23 protein-coding genes are annotated in these 20,884 nt (G+C 71.1%); 7 read left to right on the top strand and 16 right to left on the bottom strand.

Annotated features, from left to right (window positions below; all coding sequences use genetic code 11):
• The first annotated feature begins 366 nt into the window (after positions 1 to 366).
• Entirely contained in the window at positions 367 to 1,992 is a 1,626-nt protein-coding gene (locus EIP85_RS02600) for an alpha-glucosidase (protein WP_127900592.1), read from the top strand.
• Here the strand turns inward: EIP85_RS02600 and EIP85_RS02595 are convergent.
• The 5 genes from EIP85_RS02595 to EIP85_RS02575 all read right to left on the bottom strand — a co-directional run bounded on the left by EIP85_RS02595 (position 1,941) and on the right by EIP85_RS02575 (position 7,966).
• Positions 1,941 to 3,023, bottom strand: a complete 1,083-nt coding sequence (locus tag EIP85_RS02595) for a GGDEF domain-containing protein (RefSeq protein ID WP_127900591.1) — start codon at positions 3,021 to 3,023, stop codon at positions 1,941 to 1,943. The two genes, EIP85_RS02600 and EIP85_RS02595, sit on opposite strands and share 52 nt — an antisense overlap.
• Positions 3,023 to 3,613, bottom strand: a complete 591-nt coding sequence (locus EIP85_RS02590; protein WP_127900590.1) for a heme NO-binding domain-containing protein — start codon at positions 3,611 to 3,613, stop codon at positions 3,023 to 3,025. The genes EIP85_RS02595 and EIP85_RS02590 overlap by 1 nt, the downstream gene beginning before the upstream one ends.
• 53 nt (positions 3,614 to 3,666) lie before the next feature.
• The gene (locus EIP85_RS02585; protein ID WP_127900589.1) at positions 3,667 to 5,436 is read right to left on the bottom strand and encodes a DUF4153 domain-containing protein; all 1,770 of its coding nucleotides are present in this window, start codon (positions 5,434 to 5,436) and stop codon (positions 3,667 to 3,669) included.
• A 179-nt stretch (positions 5,437 to 5,615) separates the two neighbouring features.
• Complete coding sequence (locus EIP85_RS02580) at positions 5,616 to 7,172, bottom strand: trimethylamine methyltransferase family protein (RefSeq protein WP_127900588.1); 1,557 nt, start codon at positions 7,170 to 7,172, stop codon at positions 5,616 to 5,618.
• 89 nt (positions 7,173 to 7,261) lie between these two features.
• Positions 7,262 to 7,966: an HAD family hydrolase gene (locus EIP85_RS02575; RefSeq protein WP_127900587.1), complete on the bottom strand. Its 705-nt coding sequence runs from the start codon at positions 7,964 to 7,966 to the stop codon at positions 7,262 to 7,264.
• Positions 7,967 to 8,080: 114 nt separating this feature from the next.
• On the opposite strand from EIP85_RS02575, the gene EIP85_RS02570 reads away from it, so the two are divergent.
• Positions 8,081 to 8,548 carry a MarR family winged helix-turn-helix transcriptional regulator gene (locus EIP85_RS02570; protein WP_241559868.1) on the top strand — a complete coding sequence of 156 codons (468 nt, stop codon included), beginning with the start codon at positions 8,081 to 8,083 and terminating at the stop codon, positions 8,546 to 8,548.
• Positions 8,549 to 8,587: 39 nt separating this feature from the next.
• Here EIP85_RS02570 and EIP85_RS02565 read toward each other — a convergent pair whose 3' ends face one another.
• Positions 8,588 to 8,872 (bottom strand): DUF3572 domain-containing protein, encoded by a 285-nt coding sequence (locus EIP85_RS02565; protein ID WP_127900586.1) that lies wholly within the window; start codon positions 8,870 to 8,872, stop codon positions 8,588 to 8,590.
• Positions 8,873 to 9,011: 139 nt separating this feature from the next.
• Between EIP85_RS02565 and EIP85_RS02560 the strand changes: the two genes are divergently transcribed.
• Entirely contained in the window at positions 9,012 to 10,382 is a 1,371-nt protein-coding gene (locus tag EIP85_RS02560) for a diguanylate cyclase domain-containing protein (protein WP_127900585.1), read from the top strand.
• Between the two features lie 51 nt (positions 10,383 to 10,433).
• Here EIP85_RS02560 and EIP85_RS02555 read toward each other — a convergent pair whose 3' ends face one another.
• The 4 genes from EIP85_RS02555 to EIP85_RS02540 all read right to left on the bottom strand — a co-directional run bounded on the left by EIP85_RS02555 (position 10,434) and on the right by EIP85_RS02540 (position 13,302).
• Entirely contained in the window at positions 10,434 to 11,030 is a 597-nt protein-coding gene (locus EIP85_RS02555; RefSeq protein WP_127900584.1) for a periplasmic heavy metal sensor, read from the bottom strand.
• A gap of 2 nt (positions 11,031 to 11,032) precedes the next feature.
• The gene (locus EIP85_RS02550) at positions 11,033 to 11,443 is read right to left on the bottom strand and encodes a dihydroorotate dehydrogenase (RefSeq protein WP_127900583.1); all 411 of its coding nucleotides are present in this window, start codon (positions 11,441 to 11,443) and stop codon (positions 11,033 to 11,035) included.
• Positions 11,436 to 12,020, bottom strand: a complete 585-nt coding sequence (locus EIP85_RS02545; RefSeq protein WP_127900582.1) for an RNA polymerase sigma factor — start codon at positions 12,018 to 12,020, stop codon at positions 11,436 to 11,438. Before EIP85_RS02545 ends, EIP85_RS02550 begins: the two co-directional genes overlap by 8 nt.
• A gap of 79 nt (positions 12,021 to 12,099) precedes the next feature.
• Positions 12,100 to 13,302: an EF-hand domain-containing protein gene (locus EIP85_RS02540; protein WP_164871623.1), complete on the bottom strand. Its 1,203-nt coding sequence runs from the start codon at positions 13,300 to 13,302 to the stop codon at positions 12,100 to 12,102.
• Between the two features lie 190 nt (positions 13,303 to 13,492).
• Here EIP85_RS02540 and EIP85_RS02535 point away from each other — a divergent pair, with 190 nt between their 5' ends.
• Both EIP85_RS02535 and EIP85_RS02530 read left to right on the top strand, forming a co-directional pair.
• Entirely contained in the window at positions 13,493 to 13,894 is a 402-nt protein-coding gene (locus EIP85_RS02535; RefSeq protein ID WP_127900580.1) for a DUF983 domain-containing protein, read from the top strand.
• Positions 13,891 to 14,589, top strand: a complete 699-nt coding sequence (locus tag EIP85_RS02530; RefSeq protein WP_127900579.1) for an NUDIX hydrolase — start codon at positions 13,891 to 13,893, stop codon at positions 14,587 to 14,589. Before EIP85_RS02535 ends, EIP85_RS02530 begins: the two co-directional genes overlap by 4 nt.
• Positions 14,590 to 14,628: 39 nt before the next feature.
• Here the strand turns inward: EIP85_RS02530 and EIP85_RS02525 are convergent, their stop codons facing one another.
• Genes EIP85_RS02525 through EIP85_RS02515 form a run of 3 tightly spaced genes read right to left on the bottom strand, consistent with a single transcriptional unit; the run spans position 14,629 to position 16,669 of the window.
• Complete coding sequence (locus tag EIP85_RS02525) at positions 14,629 to 15,531, bottom strand: DMT family transporter (protein ID WP_127900578.1); 903 nt, start codon at positions 15,529 to 15,531, stop codon at positions 14,629 to 14,631.
• Between the two features lie 42 nt (positions 15,532 to 15,573).
• Entirely contained in the window at positions 15,574 to 16,485 is a 912-nt protein-coding gene (locus EIP85_RS02520) for a fatty acid desaturase (protein ID WP_127900577.1), read from the bottom strand.
• Positions 16,478 to 16,669, bottom strand: coding sequence for a DUF2061 domain-containing protein (locus EIP85_RS02515; protein WP_241559867.1), 192 nt, complete (start codon positions 16,667 to 16,669; stop codon positions 16,478 to 16,480). The genes EIP85_RS02520 and EIP85_RS02515 overlap by 8 nt, the downstream gene beginning before the upstream one ends.
• A 109-nt stretch (positions 16,670 to 16,778) precedes the next feature.
• On the opposite strand from EIP85_RS02515, the gene EIP85_RS02510 reads away from it, so the two are divergent.
• Complete coding sequence (locus tag EIP85_RS02510; protein ID WP_127900575.1) at positions 16,779 to 17,642, top strand: helix-turn-helix transcriptional regulator; 864 nt, start codon at positions 16,779 to 16,781, stop codon at positions 17,640 to 17,642.
• 51 nt (positions 17,643 to 17,693) lie between these two features.
• On the opposite strand, the gene EIP85_RS02505 is transcribed toward EIP85_RS02510, so the two are convergent.
• The 3 genes from EIP85_RS02505 to EIP85_RS02495 form a co-directional block, all read right to left on the bottom strand.
• A complete protein-coding gene (locus EIP85_RS02505) occupies positions 17,694 to 18,212 on the bottom strand; it encodes a lipocalin family protein (protein WP_127900574.1) in 519 nt (172 codons plus the stop codon).
• Positions 18,200 to 18,532: a hypothetical protein gene (locus EIP85_RS02500; RefSeq protein ID WP_127900573.1), complete on the bottom strand. Its 333-nt coding sequence runs from the start codon at positions 18,530 to 18,532 to the stop codon at positions 18,200 to 18,202. Before EIP85_RS02500 ends, EIP85_RS02505 begins: the two co-directional genes overlap by 13 nt.
• Positions 18,533 to 18,852: 320 nt before the next feature.
• Positions 18,853 to 19,896, bottom strand: a complete 1,044-nt coding sequence (locus tag EIP85_RS02495) for an aldo/keto reductase (protein WP_127900572.1) — start codon at positions 19,894 to 19,896, stop codon at positions 18,853 to 18,855.
• Between the two features lie 97 nt (positions 19,897 to 19,993).
• Here EIP85_RS02495 and EIP85_RS02490 point away from each other — a divergent pair, with 97 nt between their 5' ends.
• Positions 19,994 to 20,671, top strand: coding sequence for an ImuA family protein (locus EIP85_RS02490; protein WP_127900571.1), 678 nt, complete (start codon positions 19,994 to 19,996; stop codon positions 20,669 to 20,671).
• Positions 20,672 to 20,884 lie beyond the last annotated feature (213 nt).

The raw sequence follows: 20,884 nt of genomic DNA, 5'->3' as shown, positions 1-20,884 counted from the left end.
CGCCACGGGAATTGCGCCGCGGAATTCCGGCGCGGGCGGGACTCGGGTTACCGAGAATTAAATTCGAATTGCCGGAAATCGCGATTCAGAGGCGCATTTCCGGCAATTCCGCCCCGCCTTCCCTCGCCTCTCCCCCCTTCCCAGCGCCCCTTCGGGGCAGATGCACGCCCGTGACCGGAGATCTCTCTCCCCGGGGTTCGGGCGGCCTCCTCCCCACCGTCCCGCCGGAAGACAGGGCAGCGCCCGGCGGGGCGGTGGGTGCGGATGTCTGCCGCGCCGCAGGGCCCCTGCGGGAGGGCTTTGACAGGTCTCGCGGCCCGTGCGACCGTGCCGAAATCGTGCAGGTGCAGCAACGGGGCAGGCAAGATGAGCGAGTGGTGGCGGGGCGCGACGGTCTATCAGATCTATCCGCGGTCTTTCCAGGACAGCACGGGCAACGGCATCGGCGACCTGCCGGGGATCACGCGGCGGCTCGACCATGTGGCGGCGCTCGGGGTGGATGCGATCTGGCTGTCGCCGATCTTCACCTCGCCCATGGCCGACATGGGCTATGACGTCTCCGATTACACCGATATCGACCCGCTCTTCGGCACGCTGGCGGATTTCGACGCGCTGGTCACCCGCGCCCATGCGCTGGGGCTGAAGGTGATCATCGACCAGGTTCTGTCGCATACCTCCGACAAGCACCCCTGGTTCGCGGAAAGCCGGGCGGACCGGACCAATCCGAAGGCCGACTGGTATGTCTGGGCCGATCCGCAGGCCGATGGCACGCCGCCGAACAACTGGCTGTCGCATTTCGGGGGCGCGGCCTGGGAATGGGACACGCGGCGGCGGCAGTTCTATCTGCACAACTTCCTGGCCGAGCAGCCGGACCTGAACTTCCACCAGCCCGCGGTGCAGGACGCGCTGCTGGAGACGATGGAATTCTGGCTGAAGCGGGGGGTGGACGGCTTCCGGCTGGACACCGTGAACTACTATTTCTGCGATGCGAAGCTGAGGCCCAACCCGCCCTATGCCCAGCCCGACGGGCGGCCGGCGATCATCCCCTATGACATGCAGGACCAGATCTATTCCAAGACCCAGCCGGAAAACATCGGCTTCCTGAAGCGGATGCGGGCACTGACCGACCGGTACGGTGCGCGCACCATGGTGGGCGAGGTCGGCGAGAACCACCGCGCGCTGCAGGTGATGGAGGAATATACCCGCGGCAGTGACCGGCTGCACATGGCCTATTCCTTCGAGATGCTGGGCCCGCGCTTCACGGCCGGGCATTTCCGCAAGCTGATCGAGGGGTTCTTCACCGGCGCGCCGGACGGCTGGCCGTGGTGGAGCTTCTCCAACCACGACGTGATCCGCCATGTCAGCCGCTGGGAGAAGCACGGCGCAAGCCCCGAGGCGCTGGCGAAGCTCGCCATCGCCATGCTCATCGGCTTCGAGGGCACGATCGGCATCTACCAGGGCGAGGAGCTGGGGCAGACCGACACGGACCTTCTTTACGAGGAGCTGACGGATCCGCCGGGGCTGAAGTTCTGGCCCGAGAACAAGGGGCGCGACGGCTGCCGGACGCCGATGGTCTGGGAGGCCGCGGCGCCGAACGCGGGGTTTTCGGCGGCCCGGCCCTGGCTGCCGGTGAAACCGCCCCAGGCGGCGCGGGCGGTCGATGCGCAGGCGGCCGATCCGGGATCGGTGCTGGCGGCCTATCGCGCGGCGCTGGCCTTCAGGCAGGCGGAGCCGGTGCTGCGGCAGGGCAAGACGCGGTTCCTCGACCTGGCCGAGCCGGTGCTGGGCTTCCAGCGCAGCCTGGGCGAGCGGACGCTGACCTGCCTCTACAACCTCTCGCCAAGGGCGCAGACGCTGTCCTTCGCTGGCGCGGGCGACTGGGTCGGGCCTTCCTGCGGCGTTGCGCTGGCGGAGGGGCGGCTGACGCTTGGCCCGAACGGCTACGGCTTCTTCGCGACCACGGCCGGGGCGCTGCCCTCCGTGGGGGGCTGAGGGCCGCGGCCGCGGCGGTCCGTCGGCGGGGGGTCCTGCAGCGACCAGGCGGTGGCGCGGCTGCGGCCGCCGGATTTGGACGCATAGAGCGCGCGGTCGGCATCGCTGAGCATGCGATCCGCCTCCGGCTTGGCATAGAGGCTGGAGACGGTCATGCCGATGCTGGCGGAGAGGCGGCAGGGCTCGCCGCGGTAGTCGATGGGCTCCGACAGGCGGGCGATGATGCGTTCGGCGATGGGGCCCATGGCCTCTATCTGCGCAAGCCCCGGGAAGATCAGCACGAATTCGTCGCCGCCGACCCGGGCGACGATGTCGCCGGTTCGCGTCTCCTCGGTCAGGACGCGGGCGACGACCTGCAGCACGCGGTCGCCCGCGCCGTGGCCGTGGCTGTCGTTGACCTGCTTGAAATGGTCGAGGTCGAGATGGGCGAGGCCGAAGGGCGCGGACCGCCCGATCAGCCGGTCCAGCGCCTGATCCATCGCGCGGCGGTTGGCGAGGCCGGTGAGCGTGTCGGTGAGCGCCTGCTCCTCCGCCGCGACCTTGGCCTGCTGCAGGCGGCGGTTCATCGCGCGCAGCTCCTGCAGGACGGCGGACTTGGCCTCTGACAGGTAGAGCATCTCCACCGTCAGGTCGGTCGGTGCGAAATCGGCATCGGTCAGGTCGTGGATGCGCACCGCCTCTGCCACGCCGATGCCGAAGGAGAGGTTGAGGAGGATCCCCTGCCCCTCCGCCAAGGCAACGGCGATGCCGCGAAAGCTGGTGGCGGGCGGGGATTTAAGCTGCAGCTGCAGGCGGACGCCGGTGAGGGTGGCGAGATCCGCCCCGTCGCCCAGCGCGCGCGGGGGGCGCAGGGTGAAGAGCGCGGAGAGGTTCTGGCCCAGCGGATTGCCGGGCAGGAGCTTTCCGAGCGTCGGCCCGGCGCCGCGGATCACCCCCTCTGCCGAGAGCCAGAGATACATCGGCATGAGCTGCGCCAGCGCCTTCGGCGGAAGGCCCAGCGGGGCGGCGGGCGTGAGCGGCCGGCCCGCCATCAGGGGTGGGTCCCGGAGATCAGGCTGAACGGGCGGCCAGCGGCGAAGCGCGCCTCCAGCAGTTCGATCGAGATCGACTCCACCCCGGCCAGGCGGCCGGCATAGTCGAGCATGGCCAGCGCACCGTAATCGTCGGCCATGGCGCGCAGCACGCCCACCATGACATGGCCGAAGCCGGGCGGCTCTGCCCTGCAGCGCAGCACGAACTGGTTGGGGGCGTAGGAGACAAGCGCGAACTGCGGCAGGTGCAGGTCCGGCACGGCGAGGCGGCCGCGTTCGGGCAGATCGTCCAGCGAATGCAGGAAATCGACGAAGCTGACGCCGCCGAAGCGGAGAAGCCGGCGCAGCGGTTCGAGGTTCGGATGCGAGACGAGATAGGTTCCGAGGTCTTCCAGCAGCGCTTCCCTCGGCCGGTCGAGGGCGGCCGTGGCGGCGTTGAGCACCGCCTCGGTCAGCGCGTCGTCATAGGCGAGCATGGCTTCGAAATTCTCGAAGCCGAGGCGGGCGTCCTGCGCCACGCGCAGCCAGAGCGGCTGGCCGTAGGTATCGCGCAAAAAGCTCTGGATCGAGCGGTTGATCAGGCCGTGCATCTGTCGGGTCCCCTGGCTTCCCGAAGGATCGGCGTTGGAGTTTAATAATTGGCTTATCGGCCTCCGGGCAAGATGACGATGCGGTGACCGGAGAGCGTCAGCGCGTTGATCGGCGCCGGGGCAAGGCGCGCGGTGCCGTCGAGCGCGGCGGCGATCACGGCGCCGGGGTCGGCGGCGGGGCCGACGGGATTGGCCAGGTCCATCGCCGGGGCGCGGGTGAGCGATCCGTCGGGATCGAGAACCACACCCTCGGCCCGCAGCACGCCGGTCTGGGTGCGGTAGAGGAACAGCGCCTGGCTGCCGGCGGCATCGGGCAGGAACGCGCCGGAGAGCAGGACGCAGCCGGGCTTGCCGTCGGGCAGCGGGTGGCGGCAGGCCTGCAGCCATTCCCTCAGATCCGCCGTGCTGGCGCGGGCGAGCATCGCCGCAAGCAGCGGCTGACGGCTGCCGGGCTTCGCCTCGGGGCGCAGCGGCAGGGCGCGGCGAAGCTCGGCCGCGAGCGCCTTGCGAGCGGCGTCGCGATCGTCCGCGCCGGGCTGGGCCGCCGCGGCGAGCCGGGCCTTGAGCGCGGCCTGACCGGGCTTCTGCGCCTCTGCCGTGAGCCGGGCAAGCGCCGCGGCGCCGGGCCGGCCCCAGCGGTCGCGCAGTGCGGCGACGTCGAGTTCGGCCAGGCTGCTCTTGCCGGCGAGGTAGCGCGAAAGCTGGCTTTGCGCCGAGATCCGTTCGGCGTTCAGCGCCGGCGTGAAGGTGAGCGCGAGAACGGCGATGACGAGGACGGCCATGACCGCGTTGCCGGCGCGGATGCGGGCGGCCCATCCGGCGCCGCGCAGCACGGCGAGGGCGTAGATCCCGCCGTAGCCCAGCATGATCGCGGCGATCAGTGCCGAGGCGAGGCGCGGCGGGGTCCAGCCATATTGCGCGACGCGGATCCAGACGGCCGACGCCCCCAGCCCCGCCAGCACCGGCAGCACCAGCGCAAGGCCCTGGGTCGTTCGGCGGAGAAGCCGCCCCGGCGCCACGTCCTCGTCGCTTTCGGCAAGCGCGGCGGAGACCAGCGTGGCGCATCCGATGGCCATGGCCAACAGCGTCTGGGCCGAGGAGATTCCGCCGAAGAAGCTCGACAGCCCATGCAGCGGCAGCGCGGCCAGGAAGGTGAGCGAGACGGCGAGCGCGACCGGCATCAGCATCCGGAGGAAGCGCAGCGTGAGGAAGGGGGAGACGTAGTCCACCACCTCGTTCACCACGGCGAGGCCGAGGCCGAACATCGCGCCGGTCACCGCCCAGGCGGCGCCGTCGACCTCCAGCAGCCGCGCGATGGCGCGGACGCCGACGAGCTGCAGCAGCGTGTTCGACAGGAACAAGAGAAGCCAGAGCGCGCCGACGAAGACCCAAGCGCCCAGCGCGCGGATCAGAAGGCTCCAGGCCTGGGCGAAGAGCGTCGGGTAATGCCGCCAGCCGGGGCCGTTGGCGGCGATGATATAGGGCAGCGGCAGCACGAAGAGGAGCGCCGCCGCCATGAGGCGCTCGGGCGTGGAGAGATAGGCCGCGAGGCTGTCGAAACGCAGGCTCGCCCAGGTGAAGAGCGCGGCGAGGATCAGCGCGAGGGCAAGCGCCGAGGGCAGCGCGCGGCGCAGGCGCAGCGGGCCGATGATCATCAGCGCGGCGGAGAAGAAGGTCGCGGCGAAGGCGGCGGTGAAGAGGAAGGTCTGCGGCGCGCTGGCGGCGAGCGCCATGTTCCGCACCAGCGCCCAGGCCGCAAGCCCCGCCGCCGTGCCGATGAGCGCGAGTCCGACCCGCGCCCGGAATGCCTGACCGAACCACATACCCTGCGCCTCCTGCCTCGGGCCCAGCCTACCCTCCCCGCCCGGGCGGCGCCAGAGGAGTGGGCGGGCATTGGCGGGCAATGCCCCCGCCCGATGCGCGGCACGAAGGGCCGCCGGGCAGCGCCCGACCGCCCGGAGGGGCGGGCGATGCCCTCCTCTGCGCGGGGTGGGTGGGCCGCTCAGAAGTCGGTGGGCGCGCCGCCTTCGGTCTTGCGGCGGGCGACGAAGTCCAGAAGCGCCTCCTTGTGGCCCTCGTCCATCGGCGGCGGGGTGAAATCGTTCAGGATCGCCTTGTAGATCCGGTGCGCCCGCTCCGGGGTCCAGACCGCGCCGTCGAGGCTCCAGGCCTCGAAGTTGCGCCAGTCGGAGACGAAGGGGGCGTAGAAGGCGTCGGTATAGCGCTCCTGCGTGTGCTGGCAGCCGAAGTAATGGCCGTTGGCGCCGACCTCCTTGACCGCCTCGAAGGCGAGGTCGTCCTCGCCCGTGGCCCAGGTCGCCTCTTCGAAATAGCGCTGGATCATCTGCAGCACTTCGCAGTCCATCACGAATTTCTCGGGGGACGCGATCAGCCCGCCCTCGAGCCAGCCGGCGGCGTGGTAGACGAGGTTCGTCCCCGATTGCACGGCCGCCCAGAGCGAGTTGCAGGTCTCCCACATCGCCTGCCCGTCGGGCACGTTGGCGGCGCAGACGCCGGAGGAGCGGAGCGGCAGCTTGTACTTGCGGGCGAGCTGGCCGGTCATCTGCGTGGCGCGCATGTATTCCGGCGTGCCGAAGGCGGGGGCGCCGGATTTCATGTCGACGTTCGAGGTGAAGGTGCCGATGCCCACGGGGCAGCCGGGATTGATGTATTGCAGGAGCGCGATCGCGGCCAGCCCCTCGGCCAGGCTCAGCGCCACGGCCCCCGACATCGTCACCGGCGCCATCGCGCCCGCGAGCGTGAAGGGCGTCACGATCACCGGCTGGCCGCGGCGGGCCAGCCGCATCGCGCCGTCAAGCATCGGGAAGTCGTGCTTCAGCGGCGAAACAGAGTTGATGTTGGTGTACATCCGGGGCGCCGCGTCGAATTCCTCGTGGCTGAGGCCGGCGGCGAGGCGGGTCATCTCCATCACGTCCTCGACCCGCTCGCGGCCGAGCGAGTAGGCGTGGACGACCTTGTCGGTGGTGATCAGCTTCTCGGCGACGCAGTCGAGGTGGCGGATGGAGGGGTGGATGTCGATCGGCTCCACCGGGTAGCCGCCCGCCACGTGGATGCAGTTGAAGTACTGCGTGAGCTTCATGAACTCCTGGAAGGTGGCGAAATCGCCGGGGCGCTTGCCGCGCTCCATGTCCCAGGCGTTGGGCGGAGAGGAGACGTTGACGAAGGCCATGTGCCGCCCGCCGATCGTCACCGCATGGGCGGGGTTGCGCGGCGTGATGGTGAAGCTGTCGGGCGCGTGGCCGACCATCTCCATCACGAAGTCCTCGTCCATCCGGACGTTGGTGCCCTCGACGCGGCAGCCGGCCCGGGTGAGGATCTCGACCGCCTCGGGGTTGAGGAACTCGATGCCGATCTCGCTCAGGATCCGCATCGCCGTCTTGTGGACGCGCTCCACCGCCTCGCCGTCGAGCGGCTCGACGGGGCGGTCGGGGTTCACGGGGATGCGCCAGGGCATCTGCTCGATCACCGATCGCGAGGCCCGGCTCTTGTTGGCAGCATGGCCGCCGGCGCGGCGGCGCCGGCCCGCATCCTCATTCATCGCAAGTCTCCCTTTTGAGGAGATGTGCCAGCAGCGCGGGCGCCGGAGATTTCAATTCGCGACGGGATGCGTCGTTTTTGGGCCGCAGCTCAGCTTTCGACGCGCAGCTGGGCGTCCACCCAGCCGGGCAGATAGCCGATGTCGGGCAGGACGGCCTCGGCCAAGGGCGCGAGATCCTCCTCGCGCGCGGGGCCGGTCAGCACGCCGATGCAGCGCATGCCGGCGGCGCGGCCGGCGACGAGGTCGTGCCGGCTGTCGCCGACCATGGCGATGCCGGCCGGGTCGAGGCCGTGGGCGCGGGCGAAGGCCAGGAGCATCCCCGGCGAGGGCTTGCCTCCATGGCCGCTGTCGAAGCCCGCGACATAGTCGAAGCTGTCCTCTGCCCCGATCTGGGCGAGCTGGGCGCGGGCCGCGCCCTCGGCATCATTGGTGACGACGCCGAGCTTCAGCCCCTCGCGCCGCAGCCGCGCCATCAGCGGCACCAGCGGCACGGCCTGCACCGTGGGCGCGGTGGCCGAGAGCGTGTTCATCTGCGAGACCAGCGCGGCCAGGCTCTTGCCCGGCAGCTGCGGCAGGAGCGCCAGCGCGATCTCTTCCGGCGTATGGGCGATCACCGGGCTGTCGGGCGCGAAATGCCCCGTCTCCATGTCGTAGCCGACCGCGGTGGCGAGGCTGGCCGCGCGCAGCGGCTGGCCCTCTGCCAGATCGGTCAGCAGGGCCCGCGTCCAGCCGCTCCAGGTCTGGTGGAAATCGAAGAGCGTGCCATCCTTGTCGAACAGGATACCGGTGATCATCGCGCGTCCTCCTTGCCGCAACTTCGCCGAGCCGGCGCGGCTTTGCAAGTTGCGATCGCCCCGCTGCGCCGCCGCGCGGCAGGGAGTGGCCGATGCATTGACAGGGCGGTGAACTTGCCCGACACATCCGGGATGGCCATGTCCTACCGCCTTCACAGCTCTATCATGTATCAGCTCACGCTGACCTCGCGCATCCAGGAGCGGCGCCTCGAGGAGGGGCTGCGCCGGCACGGGCTGACCCGGCTGACATGGTGCGTCCTGCTTGCCGTGCAAGTGGAGGGGCTGACGCAGCCCTCGGAAATCGCCCAGTTCATCGGCATCGACCGCACCGCGACCTCGCGCGCGCTGCGGCATATGGAGGCGAAGGGCTGGGTCGCCCGCCATGCCGGCGAGGGTGACCGGCGCACCACCCGCGTGGCCGTCACGCCGGAGGGCGCGGCGCTTCTGGACCGTGCGGTGCCGGTGGCCGAGGACAATGCGCGGCATTTCCTGTCCAAGCTCGAAGGCCAGGGGCCGGAGGCGCTGCAGCAGCTTCTGGCCGAGCTGCGCCAGGGCGAGGCGCACAACCTCGTTCATTTCTGATCGGGCGCGTTCAGTCCTGATGGGGCGCGGCGGGCGCCGTCAGGTCCAGTTTACCGCGGCGCCGCCCGGAAGCTGCTGGCGCGCGGACAGCGGCGCGTCATAGGCAAGCCCGGCGCTGTCGCAGAAGGCGCAGACCCAGGCATCGTCCAGCAGCAGGAAATCCAGCACGGCGGCGAGGAAGGACGGGTCCGAGGCGGCCTCGCGCAGGTTGCCCGGCGCGGCGCCGGTGGTGCCGAGGAACACCGGCAGCAGTTCTTCGTTTCCGGCGAGCCAGGCCAGGGCCTGCAGCGCCAACACCTCGGCTTTCTCCGGGCCAATCACGATTTTTTTCCTCCGCGGCGGGACGTTCGAAAGGTTTTGTTAACCATTTGGCACGGACACTCTGCACTGAACAGGCGCGATCCGCCAGCGCGGGTCTGGCCGCTGGGCCGCACGGGCGGCGGGTGCGAAGGAGAGACCATCGGTGTCGGGGCGAATCCTCATCATCGACGATGTGGCCACCAGCCGGATCGTGCTTCGGACCCGGCTGCAGGCCTGCTGCTACAGGGTAATGGAGGCCGCCTGCGGCGCGGCCGGGCTGCGGCTGGCGCGGGAGCATGCGCCGGATGCGATATTGCTGGACCTCGACCTGCCCGACCTCGACGGAATCTCGGTCTGCCGGCCGCTGCGCGCGGATCCGGCGACGCGGATGATCCCTGTGGTGATGGTGACCGGCAACCCCGACCCGGGCGCGCGGCTCAGGGCGCTGGCGGCGGGGGTCGACGATTTCATGCCGCGCCCGGTGGACGAGCCGCTGCTGCTGGCGCGGCTGCGCAGCCTGCTGCGCGCGCGGGAGACGGAGGCCGAGCTGAGCCTGCGCGAGACCACCGGCCGGGCGCTGGGCTTCGCCGAAGAGGTGCCGGCCTTCGACGGCCGCCGCGCGGTGATCGCGGTCGTGGCCCCCGAGCCGGAGGCGGCACGGGCCTGGCAGGCGGCGCTGGCACCGCATTCGGCGCATCGGATCACCGTGCCGGGGCGGGCCGAGGCCGTGTTCTGCGGCGCGGTGGTGCCGGATGCCTTCGTTCTGGCCGCCGACCTGGCGCGGCCGGGCGACGGGCTGCGGCTGATGTCGGACCTGCGCTGCCGCACCGCCACCCGCCACGCCGCGATGTGCATCGTTCTGCCCGAAGGCCAGGCCGAGCTTGCCGCGATGGCGCTTGACCTCGGCGCCGGGGAGGTGGTCACGGCGCCCTTCGATCCGCGCGAGCTGGCGCTGAGGCTGGACGCGCTGGTGCGGCGCAAGCGGCTGGGCGACCGGCTGCGCGCCTCGCTGCGCGACGGCATGCGGCAGGCGGTGCGCGACCCGCTGACGGGGCTGCACAACCGCCGCTACATGCTGCCCCATCTCGCCCGCATCGCCGAGCGTGCGGGCCAGACCGGCGCCCGCTACGCGGTGATGGCGCTGGACCTCGACCGCTTCAAGACGGTGAACGACCGCTGGGGCCACGGCGCCGGCGACGCGGTGCTGGTGGAACTGGCCCGGCGGCTGACCGACAACATGCGCGCGGTCGACCTTCTGGCTCGGATGGGGGGCGAGGAGTTCCTCGTCGCCCTGCCCGACACCGGCCTCGCCGAGGCGCAGGCGGTGGCCGAGCGGCTTTGCCGGGTGGTGGAGGAACAGCCGGTCCCCCTGCCCACCGGCGGCACAGCGTCGGTGACGCTGTCGATCGGGCTTGCCATCGGCGGCGGCGCAAGACCGGTGGGCGAGGTGCTGGACCAGGCCGACCAGGCGCTGCTGCTGGCCAAGGCGGCCGGGCGCAACCAGGTCACCGTGCACCAGATGACCGCCGCCTGAACCCCGGCCCGGCAGCCGCGCCAGATCAGCCGGGCGCGGCGGACGCGCGGATCAGTTGCCCTGAGCCGGGGGTTGCTGTGCCGGGGGCTGCTGGGCCGGCGGGTTCTGGGGCGGGTTCCGAGGCGGCGGCGGGCGGCGATGCTCGCGCTCGCGCTCATGTTCGCGGTGGCGGGTGACCTCGGTCTCCAGCCGCTTGGCGAAGGCGGCGCGCTCGGCCGGGGTCATGGCGGCGATACGCTCGGCCAGAAGGGACTGGCCCAGCGCCATCCATTCATCGGTCCGGGTCTTCTGCCGCGCCATCAGCGCGGCGAAGCGGGCCGGGTCGTAGGGCGTGGCGTTCAGCGCCTCGATCAGGCTGCGGAAATCCGACCGCATCTGGCGGCGCTGCTCCGAGAAGCCCTTGGCCTGGACCATGAAATCCCGCATCAGCGCCCGCCGGTCCGCGGGCGAAAGCGCCTGGGTGAAGGGCCCGAAGCCGAGCGCGCGCACCGGCGGCGGACCGTGCAGGGCGCGCGACAGCTCGTGCCCGCCGAAGAGGCCGAGGATCACCAGGTTGAAGCCCAGCGATGCGATCAGCAGGATCCGCGTCCAGCGGCGCGGGCTGCGGTCTGGGGTCGGGCCGGAGGGGGTGGTCTGCGTGTCGGTCATTCTCAGCCCTGGGTGGTCAGCACGGTGTCGATCGAGGGGATCAGGTCCAGCCCGTCGAGGCTGGTGGAGGAGCCCAGCACGCTTTGCGTCACGCTCTGCGTGAGCGTGGCGAGCCCCTGCGGCGGGCTGAAGCCGAGCCAGAGCCCGGCGAGCGTGGCGCTCAGAAGCCCGGCCACGGCCCCGCGCCCGCCGAGCGCGGCGCTGATGCCCTGCCAGATGCCGGCGCGCCGGTGCCGGGCCGGGGGCGTCGCCCGCCCCCGCGCAGCGCCGGTCCCCGGCTGCCGCTCTGCCGCGACGCGCAGCGCATCCGCCTCGATCCGCGCCAGAAGCGCCGCTGACGGTTCGGGCGCGGTCTTCCGCGCCGCCGCGAAGACGGCGTCGAGATCGTCGAACTCAGCCTTGTTCTCAGCCATCGCCATACCCCAGATCCTCACGCCGGCCGGCCAGGGCTGCCGCCAGTGCCCGTTTTCCCCGGGCGGTCAGACTTTCGACCGCCTCGACCCCGATGTCCATCACCTCGGCAATCTCGGGGTTCGAGAGCCCCTCGATATGCCGCAATACAACTGCCTGCCGCTGCCGGTCCGGCAGCCCGTCGAGCGCCTGCTGCAGGGCCGAGACGCGATCCGCCTCGATCATGCCCTCCACCGCGCTCGCCTGTCCGTCCTCGATTTCCGGCACCGCCTCGATATCGACCGTGCGGCGCCGCCGCAGCCTGTCGGTGCAGAGGTTCGAGGCCACCCGGTAGAGCCAGGTCGAGACCTGCGCCTCGCCCTGCCGCCACTCTGCCGCGATGCGCCAGAGCCGCAGCATCGCTTCCTGCGCGACGTCCTCTGCCTCGGCCGCATCGCCCAGCATCCGCGACGCGAGGCGAAGCACCCGCGGGGTCAGCCGAAGCGTCAGCGCCCGCGCGACCTCCGCGTCGCCGTTCGCGTAGAGCACGAGCAGCGCGTCGTCGGAGACCTCGGACAGGGCATCGTAGGGCATCGTCATCCGGCCTCAGGTACCGCGAAATCACACCTCCTACAATTGGCCGCGCCCGGGGCACGTGCCCCCGGGCGCGGCCATTGGCTCAGTTGCCCTGCCGGGCATCCCCGCCGGCCGCCGGCGGCGGCACCATCGCCCCGCCCCAGCCGCCGCGGTGGTGGCCGCGCCAGCCGTCATGCCCGTGCCAGCCGCCCGGGCCGCCCATGTGCAGGAAGGCCTGCTCGGTCACGTTGCCGTTCTTGTCGGTCGGCAGGTGGGCGAACATCATGTCGAAGGGCGCCGCGGCCAGCTCCTCGATCGAGACCTTGCCGTCGCCGTTCAGGTCCAGCTTCTTCACCAGCGCGTCGGCCCGCTGCTGGATGCGCGGCTGCATTTTCGCGACCGCGTAATCGGCGAATTCCGCCGGGGTGACGAAGCCGTCGCCGTTGGTGTCGATCGCCTTCACACGGGCCAGCTTGTAGGCCTGGTATTCGTCGGCGGTGATAACGCCGTCATGGTTGGCGTCGATCTCGGCGAACTTGGGCAGGCCGCCCATCATCGCCCCCATGCCGTGGTGACGGCCGCGCATCATGCCCATTCGGTCGTGACCGGCGCCGCCGCGGCCCATCCAGCCCTGGCCGTCCCGGCCCATCGGGCCCTGTTCGCCCCGGGCCATCCAGCCCTGCCCGTCGTGGCCCATCCAGCCGTGGCCGTCCATGCGGGCGCCCATCCGGCCATAGCCCTGGCCCATATGGTCGCCCATCCAGCCCTGCGGCCCGTGATCGCCCATCCGGCCGCCCCTGCCGTCCCGGTGCTCGCCGCGGTGATGGTGGGACTGGAAGCCGCCCATGACCTCGACCGCCTCGAAGGTGGCCTGGCTGACCTTGCCGTCGCCGACCTTCAGCATGCGGGCCATCACCCGATCCATCGGCAGGGGCATCTTGGCCAGATCATCCACGCTCACCTTGCCGTCCTTGCCGATCCGGTCGGCGATGCGGGTGGCGAAGTCGGTGATCCGCTCCTTGTCGAGCTGCGACATCTTCGCTGCGATCTCATCGGCGGTGAGGAACCCGTCGCCGTTGGCGTCGAGGCCCTTGATCTGGCCGGCGACGTAGGCGCGGATCTCCGCCGGGCTCAGAACCTTGTCGCTGTTGGTGTCGATCTTGGCGAAGGTCGCCTTGCTCATCGGCCCCATCAGGGGACCCCCCATCGCGCCAGCCCGCATGCCTTGCCCCAGCGCGACCGTCGCGACGCTCGTCACCAGCGCGGTGCCAAGGGTGAGCGCGGCCAGCTTGCTCTTGAAAGTCATTGTTCTCTCCTTTTCAGGAACCACGGCCTCGCGCCGCGATCTCATCCTTCATACGGAGGGGGCCGGAACTTCCGTCGCCGGCGTGAAAATCAGCGCCGGAGGCCACGCGACATCGGGACGCAAGGCCGCCGGGATGCGGCAGGCGCCTGCATGCGCTATGTTAAGCGGATCCTGCAAAGGCGCGACCACGATGACCGATCTGTCTCTGGAAGAGGAAGACCGCCCCGTGAAGCCCGCCGTGCTGCGGGGCTGGCGGCGCTGCTGTCCGGCCTGCGGCTCCGGCCCGCTGCTGCGCGGCTACCTGACCGTGCGCGAGAGCTGCCCGGTCTGCGGCGAGGAACTGCACCACCAGCGCGCCGACGACGGGCCAGCGTACCTGACCATCCTGATCGTCGGGCACCTGATGGCGCCGCTTCTGCTGATCATCTTCATCGAGTACCGGCCGGATCCGCTGGTCCTTGCCTCGATCTTCTCCGTTGGCACGGTGGCGCTGTCGCTTTACCTTCTGCCGCGACTGAAGGGGGTCATGGTGGCGATCCAATGGGCGAAGAGGATGCACGGCTTCGGCAGGCGCGAGGTGGAGGCGGCGTGAGTGCCCCCACCGCCCCGGGCCCGGCCACGGAGGCGCCGATCCGCGCCGCGGCGACGGTGATCCTTCACCGGGCGGGGCCGGAGGGGCCAGAAGTCCTGATGGGTCTGCGCGGTGCGGGCGCGGCCTTCATGCCCTCGAAATTCGTCTTTCCCGGAGGCGCGGTCGATCCGGGCGATGCCGGGGTGGCGCTGGCCGCCCCCGTCGCCGGCCCGAGCGCTTCGCGGCTTCTCGACGGCGCCGGGCCGGCGCTGGCCCATGCGCTGGCCGTCGCCGCGATCCGCGAGCTTTGGGAGGAGACGGGGCTGGCGCTCGCCCGCCGCGGGGACTGGCCCGGCGACGTGCCGCGCGACTGGGAGAGCTTCGCCGCCGCGGGCCTGCTGCCCTCGGCCGAGGCCCTGAGCTTCGTCTTCCGCGCGATCACCCCGCCCGGGCGGCCGCGCCGCTTCGATGCGCGCTTCTTCCTGGCCGGGGCCTCGGCCCTCGCGGGGGACCCTGACGATTTCTCGCGCGCGTCGGGGGAGCTGACCCATCTGCAATGGGTCCCCCTGCCCCGCGCGCGGAGCTTCGATCTGCCCTTCATCACCGAGGTGGTGCTGGCCGAGGTGGCGGCGCTGCTCGGCCCGGGCGCGCACGAGGCGACGGTGCCGTTCTTCGACAATTCGGGGCCAAGCCCGGTCTTCCGCCGGATCCCCTGAGGCCGGTCCGCGCCCCGAGAAGGGCCATAGGACCGGCGGTCAGCTCTGCGAGATGATCATCACGATCCCGGCGGCCAGGAGCGCGATGCCGGCAAGCTCTCCCTTCCGGACCTTCTCGTGAAAGACCAGCAGCGAGATCAGGAAGGAGAAGATCAGGTCGATCTGGCCGACGCTGCGGACATAGGCCGCGTTCTCAAGCGTGAAGGCGGTGAACCAGCCGAGCGAGCCCAGCATCCCCGTCAGCCCGATCAGCGCCGTGGCGCGCCAGTTCCGCACGACGCGCGCCACCTCTCCCGGTTCGCGCCAGGACAGCCAGGGGATCATCACCAGGGTCTGGAAGGTCGTCACGCAGGCCAGCGCCAGCGCGGCGCGCAGCAGGGGATCGGCGCTGGCAATCTCCAGCGTGGCGCCGCGGTAGCCGATGGCGGAGGCGCCGAAGAAGGCCCCGGCGAGCAATCCCAACAGCGTCGCACGGTTGAAGATACTGCCGCGCTTGCCCTCCAGCGAGCGCGGCGGGACGGAGAGCAGGAGGACCCCGATGAACCCCACCAGGATCGCCGCGAAGCCGAAGGCGGAGATGTGGTCGCCCAGCACGAGGCCGGAGACGAGCGCGACCTGAACCGTCTCGGTCTTGGTGAAGGCTATGCCGACGGCGAAGCTGCGCTCGGAAAACAGCGCGACGGTGCAGAGCGTGGCGATGATCTGGCTGAGGCCGCCGGCCACCGCGAAGGCCCAGAAGCGCGCGTCGAGCCCCGGCATCGGCTGGCCGGAGGCCCAGATCAGCGCCGCCGAGCCCGCCGCCGCGAGGGGGGCCGCGAAAAGAAACCGCGAGAAGGTGGAGCCCCCCGTCGACAGGCCGAGACCCTTCACCCCCTTCTGCAGGGAGAACCGCACGGTCTGCACCGCGGCAGCCGCGATCGTGACGATGACCCAGAGTGACATGGGCGCCTTCTGGCACGCCCGGGCGCGGGGGTCGAGAGGCGATCAGCGGGGACGGTAAAGCGGGTGCGGCACCGGGTCCTTCGGCTTCAGCAGATGGGCGCGGATGACCTCGGCATAAGAGCCGTAGCGGTACCCCTCGTTGCGCTTCAGGTAGCGCTCGCGCCCGGCGCGGTAGGCGGCGGGAAGCCGGTACCACGGGACCTGCGGATGCTGGTGGTGGACGGCGTGCAGGTTGATGTTGAGAAAGAGCAGCGCCAGCGGCCCGCGATCCTCGACGATGGCGGACCGGGCGCGGGGTTTTTCATGCGCGCGGTGTTCCAGAAAGGTCCGGATCTTCAGCAGCGCGTAGCCGAGATAGGAGGCCAGAAGGTAGGCCCCGAGCGACATCGAGCCCACCGTCCAGAGCCAGACAAGGACCAGGGCGAGGCTCGGGACATGCCAGAGCCAGGCGTCGCGGATCGCCCGGTCGCCGGCGCGGGCCTTGCGCCAGTCGTCGCGCACGAAGGCGACGGTGCCGATGACGGGGCCCAGGACCATTCGCCCCAGAAGCGTGTTGTTCAGCCGCAAGAGGTAGCGGACCGGGCGCGAAAGCCGGGCCCAGACCGCCGGGTCGAGGTAGTTCGTCTCCGGATCGTCATAGGGATCGGTCAGCATCGGGTCGTGGTGATGCGCCAGGTGGGTGTCGCGGAACCGGATATAGGGCACCCAGACGGTCAGGCCGGGGAAGACCAACGCCTCGTTCAGGCGGCGGTTGCGGAACGGGTGGCCGTGCAGGATCTCGTGCTGGAGCGAGGAGAACTGCGCGATGGCCACGGCGGCGACGAGCACGGCAAGCGGCGGCGCCCAGCGCGCGAGCGCGGTCGTAGCGAAGCCCCAGACGAGGTAGGTCGCGACGAGGAGCGACAGCGTGGGCCATTCGATGCCGTCGTTGCGGCTTCGGAAGCGGTCAGCCATGGCGGCCCCAGCCGATATTGGCCCAGAGGCGCTCGTAGCCGATATAGAACAGGAAACCGATCGCGGTGTTGATCAGCGCCATCGCGCCGCCGACGGCCGCCGATCCGGTGGCCACGAGGCCGACGAGGCTCATCACGATGAGCCCGAGCGCATTCCACACCACCGCCTTCACGACGGTTCTCATTTTTGTCTCTGATTTCAATTTCATAGGATGAAATTAACCGAAGCCCCCGGGGGTTGGGGATTCTGAATTTGATTAACATTTTTCATCACATGTGGTATTCAGTGAACAAATGCCGCAAAGACTCGACAAACGCAGACGAGCGGAGCTGTTCCGCGAGCGCCTCGCCCGGGCGCTGGCGGAGCGCGCGATGAGCCAGAGCGCGCTGGCCCGCGCGGTTGGCGTCGACCGCTCCACCGTCTCGCAGCTTCTGGCCACGGGCGAGGCGCGGCTGCCGAACGCGCAGGTGGCGGCGGAATGCGCCGCAGCGCTGGGGGTTTCGGCCGACTGGCTTCTGGGGCTGACCGAGCGGCCGGAGCAGCTTGCGGACCTGATGGCGGCCTCGCTCTCGCTGACCGAGGCGCCGCGCGCGCTGGTCGACGAACGCATCTTCGCCTGGCACCAGGAGGCGGCGGGCTACAAGATCCGCCATGTTCCGGCGAGCCTTCCCGACATGCTCAAGACCCACGAGATGCTGCGCTGGGAATACACGCCCCACCTGGGACGGACGGCGGAGCAGGCGATCGGCGCCTCGGAGGACCGGCTGGCCTGGATGCGGGGCGCGCGCTCGGATTACGAGATCGCCCTGCCCCGCCACGAGATCGAGAGCTTCGCCGCTGGGACCGGCTATTACGACGGGCTGCCGGTGGCGCTGCGCCGCAGCCAGCTCGACCGGCTGATCGGGCTTCTGTCGCAGCTCTACCCGGCGCTCAGGCTGCACCTGTACGACGCGCGGCGGGTCTATTCCTCGCCCGTCACCATCTTCGGGCCGCTGCTCGCCGTGCTCTACCTCGGCCGCTATTACCTGGCGTTCCGCGACCGCGACCGGATCGACCGCTTCACCCAGCAGTTCGACGGGCTGGTGCGCGAGGCGACGGTGGAGTCGCGCGACGTGCCGGCCTTTCTGACCGAGCTCCGCGAGGCGCTGCCGGAGTGAGGCGGGCCTGAGGGGGAGGCCGGACGTTATGAGACGGGCCGGAGAGCGGGGTCAGTGCGTCTCCGCCCTGAGCCTGTGCAGGTCGTATCCATTGAAGTCGAGGATCTGGCGGGCGGCGAGCGACAGATCGTGGCGCAACTGCGGGCTGCGGCTCAGGATCGCGCCGAAGCGGCCCGAGGGCGTGCCGATCACCATCACCCGGTAATCCCAGTCGACCCAGAGCACCCACCAGGGCTGGCCGAGGCGGCCCGGCAAGGGAACGCTGTAGCGGCCGGGGTATCTGCCCCGCGTGGCGATGACGGTGCGGGGGCCGAGCCCGGCGCAGGGGGCCAGCGTCAGGCGCAGCCGCTCGGCCGGCAAGGGCTCCACCTTCGTCAGGCCCAGCGCGCAGCCGGAAGCGGCCGGGTCGTAGAAGCCCGCGACCTCGTGCCAGGTTCCGGCGAGGCGGGCGGGTTCCAGCACCGCGCGGGTCGAGATGTCGACGCGGGTATCGCGGTAGCCGGCATTCGGGCCGAAACCCGGGGCGCACGCGGCGAGCGCCAGCAGAAGCGCAAGGCTCAGTTTACGCATTGCTTCACCACGCGCCCGCTTTCGTCGAGCAGGTCCTGGCAGCCGATCAGGGGCGTGACCGGCGAGCAGGTGCGGCTTTTCGCGAGGCAGCCCGACGTGCAGTCGGAGGCGCGGCGGCAGAGCTTGCCGGCGTCGGGCGGGGTGCGGAAGCAGAGCATGCCGGCGCCGGGCTTGCCCGCCCAGCGCCCGCCCGTCGCCTCGCAGCGCGATTTCGAGGCGGCGACGCTGGCCGCGCCGACGGGGGGGAGCTTCGGCGGCCCCTCGCCCATGCAGCCGGCAAGGACGAGGCAGAGAAGGGCGGCAAGGCTGGTGCGGATCATCGGCATCTCGGTCCGGGTCGGTGGCGCGCGTCGGGTGCAGGCCCGTTCCTATCCGACCCCGAATCCCCGCGCCGTTCAAGCGTCATGCGCGGGGGGCCGGGCGACCTGTCGTCGCTGACCACGGTCCCGAGTTTGTCGAGCGCGAGGGTCATCACCGTCGCCTCGTTCCGGCCGATCCGGAAGGCGATGGGATGGCTCTTGCCGGTGGAGTGGTAACCGTGCGGAGGGCCTGCGCCAGTCCGTCCTGGCGGAGGGGCGCAGCCCCGGCAGGCTGCACCCCTGTTTCGGGCCGGGGCGCGCGGGGTGGCGCGCCCTCGCCCTCAATAGGGCATCGGATGGGCCTTGTGGGCCGTCTCGATCTCTTCCAGCACCCCTGGGGCGAGGGTGAGATCGGCGGCCCCCAGTGCGGTCTCCAGCTGTTCGAGTGTCGTGGCGCCGAGGATCGGGACCAGCGGGAAGGGCCGGGTCTTCAGCCAGGCCAGCGCCATCTGCGCCGGATCGAGCCCGTGGCGTGTGGCGATGCCGAGATAGACCGAGACCGCCTCCCACACCCGCGGCGTGATCCGGCCGCCGAGGTCGGGCGTGCGGGCGCGGCGCGAGGTCTCGGGCGTCACGTCGCCGGCGTATTTGCCGGTCAGAAGGCCCGTCGCCAGCGGCGAGAAGCCGAGCATCGGCAGCGCCTCGTTGTGGCAGAGTTCGGCCATGTCGGTATCGGCGATGCGGCAGAGCAGCGAATACTCGTTCTGGATCGTGGCGACACGGGGAAGCCCGTTCTCCTCGGCCAGCCGCAGCCAGAGGGCGGTGCCCCAGGTGGTTTCGTTCGACAGCGCAAAATGGCGGATCTTGCCGGCGGCGATGAGCTTCTGGGCCGTCTCCAGCATATCGGTCATATGGGCGACCGTCTCGGCCCGGTCCTGGCTCGAGGGGTCGTAGCCCCAGCTGCGGCGGAAGTGGTAGCCGGCGCGGTTGGGGACGTGGAGCTGGTAGATGTCGATCACGTCGGTCTTCAGCCGCTTCAGCGAGCCCTCGACCGCCGCCGTCATGCTGGCACCGGAGGCGGGCGCGCCGCCGCGCACCGCGCTCTGCCCCTTGCCGGAGACCTTGGTGGCGAGGACGAACGCATCGCGCCGCCCGGTCTTCGCGATCCAGTTGCCGAGGATCTCCTCGGTCCGGCCCACCGTCTCGGGGGTGACCGGGGCGACGGGATACATCTCGGCCGTGTCGATGAAGCTGATGCCGGCGTCGAGCGCCCGGTCGATCTGGGCGTGGGCCTCGGCTTCCGGGGTCTGGTTGCCCCAGGTCATGGTACCGAGGCAGAGCTCGGAAACGGTGAGGCCGGTGCGGCCGAGCGGGATGGTCTTCATTGGGTCCTCTTCTCTCAGTCCGGCGGACCCTAGCGCGGGGGGCGGCGGGAGCAAGGGCGGGATTGAGAACATATAGCGAACATCCTAGACTTGGGGGATGACGACTCACATGCTCAGCCGCCGGGGGGACCGGGTGCGCGCGGCGCTGCCGGTGCTGGACGGCGTGGCGCTGGAACGCGCGCGGGTGCATGAGATCTGCGGCCCGGCGCGGCGGACGCTGGCCGCCCTGGCGGTACGGGCGGCGGTGGAGGAGGGGGCGGCAGGTGCCAAGGCGGCGGAGGTGATGTGGATCCGCCCGGCCTGGATGGCAGAGCGGCCCTATCCCCCGGGGCTGGCGGAACTGGTCGCGCCCGCGGGGCAGATGCCGGGGCGGCTGGCCCCCGGACGGCTGATCCAGGTCGCGCCGCGGCGGGCGGAGGACCTACTCTGGACGGCGGAGGAGGCCCTGCGCTCGGGGCTGCTGGCGCTGGTGGTGGTGGATCTCTTCGGCCCGCCGGGGCTGGTGGCGGTGCGGCGGATGCACCTGGCGGCGGAGACCGGAGCCGCGGAGGGGCGGCAGGCGCCGGTCGGGCTGCTGCTGACCCCGGGCGACGGCGGCGCGCCGGGGGTGGAGAGCCGCTGGCACATGGCGCCGCGGCATGGGCGCGAGGCGAGTGCCTGGCAGATCGAGCGCCGCCGCGCCCGGGTGGCCCCGCCGAAGGCCTGGCGGGTGGAGCTGGGGCCGGATGGCGCGCCGCGGGCGGGGAAGAGTGCGGAGGAGCACGCGGCGCCATAGGGGCGGAAGAGGGCCAGCGCCCGTCCGCGGGTGGGCGCTCTCGGCGGCTGAGGTCTGTCCGTTTATGGCGCAAGGAACCCCTTGGTCTTGCCGGGGCGGTGCGGCGCCAGAAGCGCCCATCCGTCCGGGCGGGCGGGCGCTGGCCCGGCGGTGCTGCGCACCGCTGTTTCGGGCCCGGGGGGACAGGGAGGGGTTGGAACGCTTCGGGCGGTC

Origin of the sequence: Solirhodobacter olei, from assembly GCF_004010155.1 — a bacterium.
GTDB lineage: Bacteria > Pseudomonadota > Alphaproteobacteria > Rhodobacterales > Rhodobacteraceae > Solirhodobacter > Solirhodobacter olei.
Note: the sequence above shows the minus strand (reverse complement) of the source record. Positions and strands in the feature narration are given on the sequence as shown.